We start from the raw sequence: 5,579 nt of genomic DNA on the forward strand, positions 1-5,579 counted from the left end.
GCGGTGCACGTTTCTCGCGCGACGGGGATCGTCCGCAACGCAGTGGCGAAGGCCGGCCGCCCCGCGATGGCGATCGCCCGCGTTTCGGCGACCGCCCGCCGCGTGAAGGCGGTGCACGTTTCTCGCGCGACGGGGATCGTCCGCAACGCAGCAGCGAAGGCCGTCCGCCCCGCGACGGCGATCGTCCGCGCTTCGGCGACCGCCCGCCGCGTGAAGGCGGTGCACGTTTCTCGCGCGACGGGGATCGTCCGCAACGCAGTGGCGAAGGCCGGCCGCCCCGCGATGGCGATCGCCCGCGTTTCGGCGACCGCCCGCCGCGTGAAGGCGGTGCACGTTTCTCGCGCGACGGGGATCGTCCGCAACGCAGCAGCGAAGGCCGTCCGCCCCGCGACGGCGATCGTCCGCGCTTCGGCGACCGCCCGCCGCGTGAAGGCGGTGCACGTTTCTCGCGCGACGGGGATCGTCCGCAACGCAGTGGCGAAGGCCGGCCGCCCCGCGATGGCGATCGCCCGCGTTTCGGCGACCGCCCGCCGCGTGAAGGCGGTGCACGTTTCTCGCGTGACGGTGATCGTCCGCAACGTAGCAGCGAAGGCCGTCCGCCCCGCGATGGCGATCGTCCGCGTTTCGGCGACCGTCCGCCGCGTGAAGGCGGCGCGCGTTTCTCCCGCGACGGGGATCGTCCGCAACGCAGCGGCGAAGGCCGGCCGCCTCGTGGCGATGCACGCCCCGCACATCTGGGCGACCGCGCCCCGCGCGAAGACGGCGCCCGCTTCGCCCGCAACACCGACCGCCCCGCCCGCGCCCCGCGCGACGCCGAGGCACCCTCACGCATCAAGACCGCCCAACCGGTCAAATCGCCTGCGCCCTCGTTCGACGACGCTGACGAAACCGGCATGATGCGTCTGTCGAAGCGGATGTCCGAACTGGGCCTCTGCTCGCGCCGCGAAGCGGACGAATGGATCGAGAAGGGCTGGGTCCTCGTCGACGGCGAACGCATCGACACGCTCGGCACGAAGGTCCGCCCGGAGCAGAAGATCGAGATCGACGATCGCGCGCAGGCGGCACAGGCCGCGCAGGTCACGATCCTGCTGCACAAACCGGTCGGCTACGTGTCGGGTCAGGCCGAAGACGGCTACGAGCCGGCCGTGACGCTGATCACGCGCGAGAACCAGTGGAGCGGCGATCGCTCGCCGCTGCGCTTCTCGCCGATGCAGTTGCGCGCGCTCGCCCCGGCCGGCCGCCTCGACATCGATTCGACCGGCATGCTCGTGCTCACCCAAAACGGCGTGGTCGCCAAGCAGCTGATCGGCGAGAACTCGGACGTCGACAAGGAATATCTGGTGCGCGTGCGCTTCGGCGAACAGCTGATCGATATCGACCAGACGTTCCCGGCCGAGCAGTTGGCGAAGCTGCGTCACGGCCTCGAGCTCGACGGCGTCGCACTGAAGCCCGCGATGGTGAGCTGGCAGAACGGCGAACAGCTTCGCTTCGTGCTGCGCGAAGGCAAGAAGCGTCAGATCCGCCGCATGTGCGAACTGGTCGGGCTGGAAGTGATCGGCCTGAAGCGCGTGCGGATGGGCCGCGTGATGCTCGGCGCGCTGCCGCAGGGCGAATGGCGCTACCTGTCGCCGGACGAAACGTTCTGATGCCGCCGCGTTAAGCGTTAACCGCACGGCATCCGCAACGCAAACGGCGCCGGGAACCCAGAGGTTCCCGGCGCCGTTTTTTCATCCGGACGCGGCAGGCACAGGTGCCGCCGGGCTCAATCGTCGGCGTTCGGATCCAGGCCCGGGAACAGCACTTCCGCGAAGCCGAACTTCGAGAAATCGGTGATCCGCATCGGATAGAGCTTGCCGATCAGGTGATCGTATTCATGCTGCACCACGCGCGCATGAAAGCCCTCGGCCACGCGGTCGATGCGCTTGCCGTACTGATCGAAGCCGCTGTAATGCACCTTCGTGTAGCGGCTCACCACGCCGCGCATGCCCGGCACGGACAGACAGCCTTCCCAGCCCTCCTCCATGTCCGGCGGCAGATATTCGACGCTCGGGTTGATCAGCACCGTTTCGGGCACCGGCGGCGCGTCGGGATAGCGCGCGTTGTTGCCGAAGCCGAAGATGATCACCTGCAGATCGACGCCGATCTGCGGCGCGGCCAGCCCGGCGCCGTTGGCGTGATGCATGGTCTCGAACATGTCGGCCACGAGCTCGTGCAGCGCCGGTGTGTCGAACGCATCGACCGGCTTGGCGACTTCGAGCAGGCGCGGATCGCCCATCCTCAGGATTTCGCGAATCATGATGGTGTCTCCCCCTTGAGCAGTTGATGCATCCCGTCCTCGTCGAGCACAGGGATGCCGAGTTCCTCGGCCTTGGCGAGCTTGCTGCCCGCTTCGGCGCCGGCGACCACGTAATCGGTCTTCTTCGACACCGAACCGGTCACCTTCGCGCCGGCCGCTTCGAGCATGGCCTTCGCGTCGTCGCGCGCGAGCGTGGGCAGCGTGCCCGTCAGCACGACCGTCTTGCCGGCCAGCACGCCCTGCGGCTCGCGCGGCGCGGGCGGCCCTTCCGGCCATTCGACCTTCTCGCGCAACTGCGCGATCACTGTGAGATTGTGTTCCTCGGCGAAGAACTGGTGCAGCGATTCGGCCACCACCGGCCCGACGTCGTTGACCTCGAGCAGTTGCTCGGTCGTGGCGTCGATGATCGGCTGCAGCGAGCCGAAATGCTTGGCCAGATCCTTGGCGGTGGATTCGCCGACATGGCGGATGCCGAGCGCGTAGATGAAACGGCCGAGCGTGGTGTGACGCGCCTTGTCGAGCGATTCGAGCAGGTTCTGCGCCGATTTGTCGGCGAAGCGGTCGAGCGCGGCCAGCGTCGCGAAGCCGAGATGGAACAGATCGGCCGGCGTGCGCACGAGGTTCTGTTCGACGAGCTGGTCGATGATCTTCTCGCCGAGGCCGTCGATATCGAGCGCGCGGCGCTGCGCGAAGTGCCAGAGCGCCTGCTTGCGCTGGGCCGGGCAGAACAGGCCGCCGGTGCAGCGGGCGATCGCCTCGTCGGGCAGACGCTCGATCTTCGAGCCGCACACCGGGCATTCGGTCGGCATCACGAATTCGGCCGCATCGGCCGGGCGGCGATCCATCAACGCGGATACCACCTCCGGGATCACGTCGCCGGCGCGCCGCACGATCACGGTGTCGCCGATCCGGATGTCCTTGCGGCGGACTTCGTCCTCGTTGTGCAGCGTCGCATTGGTGACGGTCGCGCCGCCGACGAACACCGGCTCGAGCCGCGCGACCGGCGTGATCGCGCCGGTGCGGCCGACCTGCACGTCGATCGCGACGAGCTTCGTCAGCGCTTCCTGGGCCGGAAACTTGTGGGCCAGCGCGAAGCGCGGCGCGCGCGACACGAAGCCGAGCCGCTCCTGCTCGTCGCGCCGGTTGACCTTGTAGACCACGCCGTCGATGTCGTACGGCAGCGCCTCGCGGCGCTCGCCGACCTTGCGGAAGAAATCGAGCAGGCCGTCGGCGCCCTTCACCACGGCGCGCTCGCGATTGACCGGCAGCCCGAACGCTTCGTACCAATCGAGCAGGCCGCTGTGCGTATCGGGCATCGGCGCGCCGTCGAGCACGCCGATCCCGTAGGCGAAGAACGACAGCGGCCGCTGCGCCGTGATCTTCGAATCGAGCTGGCGCAGGCTGCCGGCCGCCGCGTTGCGCGGGTTCGCGAATTCGCGCTGCTCGGCCTCGCGCTGCCGTTCGTTCAGGCGGGCGAAATCGCGTTTGTACATCAGCACTTCGCCGCGCACGTCGAGCACGGCGGGCGGATTCGCGCCCTTCAGCGTGATCGGGATCGATTTGATGGTGCGGACGTTTTCGGTCACGTCCTCGCCGGTTGCGCCGTCGCCGCGCGTGGCGGCCTGGACGAACTTGCCGTGCTCGTAGCGCAGCGAGATCGCCAGCCCGTCGAACTTCAGCTCGCAGGCGTATTCGACGGGATCGGTGGCGGTGCCGGCCAGATCGGCCGGAGCCTTGTCGAGCATGTCGGACACGCGCTTGTCGAACGCGGCGATGTCCTCGTCGGCAAAGCCGTTGTTCAGCGACAGCATCGGCACGTCGTGCACCACCGGCGTGAAGCCCGTGGAGGCCTCGCCGCCCACGCGCTGGGTCGGCGAGTCGGGCGTGATCAGGTCGGGATGATCGGCCTCGATCTGCTGCAGTTCGCGGAACAGCCGGTCGTACTCGGCGTCGGGCAGATCGGGCTGGTCGAGCACGTAATACGCGTGATTCGCGCGCTCGAGTTCGTTGCGCAACCAGGCCGCCCGGTCGGACGGCTGGCTGGCTGACGGTTCTACTGGGGATCGGGCCATGCTGGCGGCACTTGCTCTCGTGACAATCGAGTCAGGATTATCTCAGGCGGCGTGCGCTTGCGCACCGTCTGTCTCGCGCCTGCCGGCCCTTTGTGCGGGCCGGCCCGGTTACTGGCTGAACAGGCGCCGCGTGACGGGCGAACCGGCCGGAATCCCGGCCTGCTCGAGCCGCCCGTACAGCTTCATCAGTTGCTGCTCGATCGCGACCAGCGTGGCCTCGGGCAGCGGCCGGCGCGAATCGTCGACCACCCGCGCGCCGATCCGGTCCGACAGCGATTTCGCGTAATCGCACATCAGCTTGAACGGGAGAATATCTTCGTCGGCCACCGGCACGTCGAGCACCAGCGTGATCATGTTGCCGCCCTTGTAGGTCAGGTCGTCGCGCAGGAAATTGGTGTCGCCGAACTGCAGCATGAACACCGGGTTCTGCTTCGCGTCGAGCTTGACGAAACGCGTGCCGTCGCGCGACAGCAACAGGCCGTCCTGCGAGGCCACGGCCTGCACGTAGTTGGCCGACCACGGCGCGCCGTCCGACATCACGTTGATCGACAGCTGCGCATCGCATTGCGCGGCGAAACCGTCCAGCTCGCGTGCCATCTGCACGGTTTCGAGCATGTCGGGGAATTCGGCGCCGCCGTCGATCGCATCGGCGAACTGGCCGACGCCCGACACGAACTCCGAGAATTCGAGCTCGTTGAGCGGGCCGTTGCGGTTCGCGAGCTGGGCCGCCGCGCGCAACTCCTCGTAGCGCACGCCGCCCTGCAGCAGCTCCCAGTGATCGCTGCCCTCGGGCTTGCCCTCGATGTGCACGGGCTTGTTGCCCGCGCGGCGCAGCCGCTGCGCGGCCGGCATCAGGCGCTCGCCCGGCATCGGGCCGCCGAGCCGGATCGGCACGATGCAATCGATGCGGCGGTCGACGATGGCCGGCGGCGCGGAGGAAATCGTGGTGGCGGCGGGCAGCACCGGTTCGGCGTCGTCGGCCGCGAGGGACGGCTCGTCGCGCGCATCGGCCGTGCCCGCTTCGCCCGACTGCGGGGCGTGCGCGTCGTCCGCATGGGCTTCGGCGGAAGCGTCGACGGCCTCGGCCGCTTCGGCGCCGCCTGCCGCCGTCAGCGTCTCGTCGGCTTGCAGATCGGCCGGCACATCCGCCGGCAGCGGGGCTTCGGGCGCGCTGCCGAACGTCGGCTCGACGCGCGCGGCGCGATCGCCGG

At 69.0% G+C, this 5,579-nt stretch carries 4 protein-coding genes; 1 reads left to right on the plus strand and 3 read right to left on the minus strand.

The window, feature by feature from the left end; translation table 11 throughout:
• A partial coding sequence (locus tag G3N92_RS30165; RefSeq protein WP_206131215.1) for a pseudouridine synthase occupies positions 1–1,646 on the plus strand: 1,646 nt, incomplete at its 5' end.
• A 116-nt stretch (positions 1,647–1,762) separates the two neighbouring features.
• On the opposite strand, the gene def is transcribed toward G3N92_RS30165, so the two are convergent.
• The 3 genes from def to G3N92_RS30180 form a co-directional block, all read right to left on the minus strand.
• The gene (def, locus tag G3N92_RS30170) at positions 1,763–2,296 is read right to left on the minus strand and encodes a peptide deformylase (protein ID WP_206131216.1); all 534 of its coding nucleotides are present in this window, start codon (positions 2,294–2,296) and stop codon (positions 1,763–1,765) included.
• A complete protein-coding gene (ligA, locus tag G3N92_RS30175) occupies positions 2,293–4,368 on the minus strand; it encodes an NAD-dependent DNA ligase LigA (protein ID WP_206131217.1) in 2,076 nt (691 codons plus the stop codon). Before ligA ends, def begins: the two co-directional genes overlap by 4 nt.
• Positions 4,369–4,476: 108 nt before the next feature.
• Positions 4,477–5,579, minus strand: a 1,103-nt coding sequence (locus G3N92_RS30180; RefSeq protein ID WP_206131218.1) for a cell division protein ZipA C-terminal FtsZ-binding domain-containing protein, incomplete at its 5' end; no start/stop codon positions are given.

The organism is Burkholderia sp. Ac-20379, from assembly GCF_017104645.1.
GTDB lineage: Bacteria > Pseudomonadota > Gammaproteobacteria > Burkholderiales > Burkholderiaceae > Burkholderia.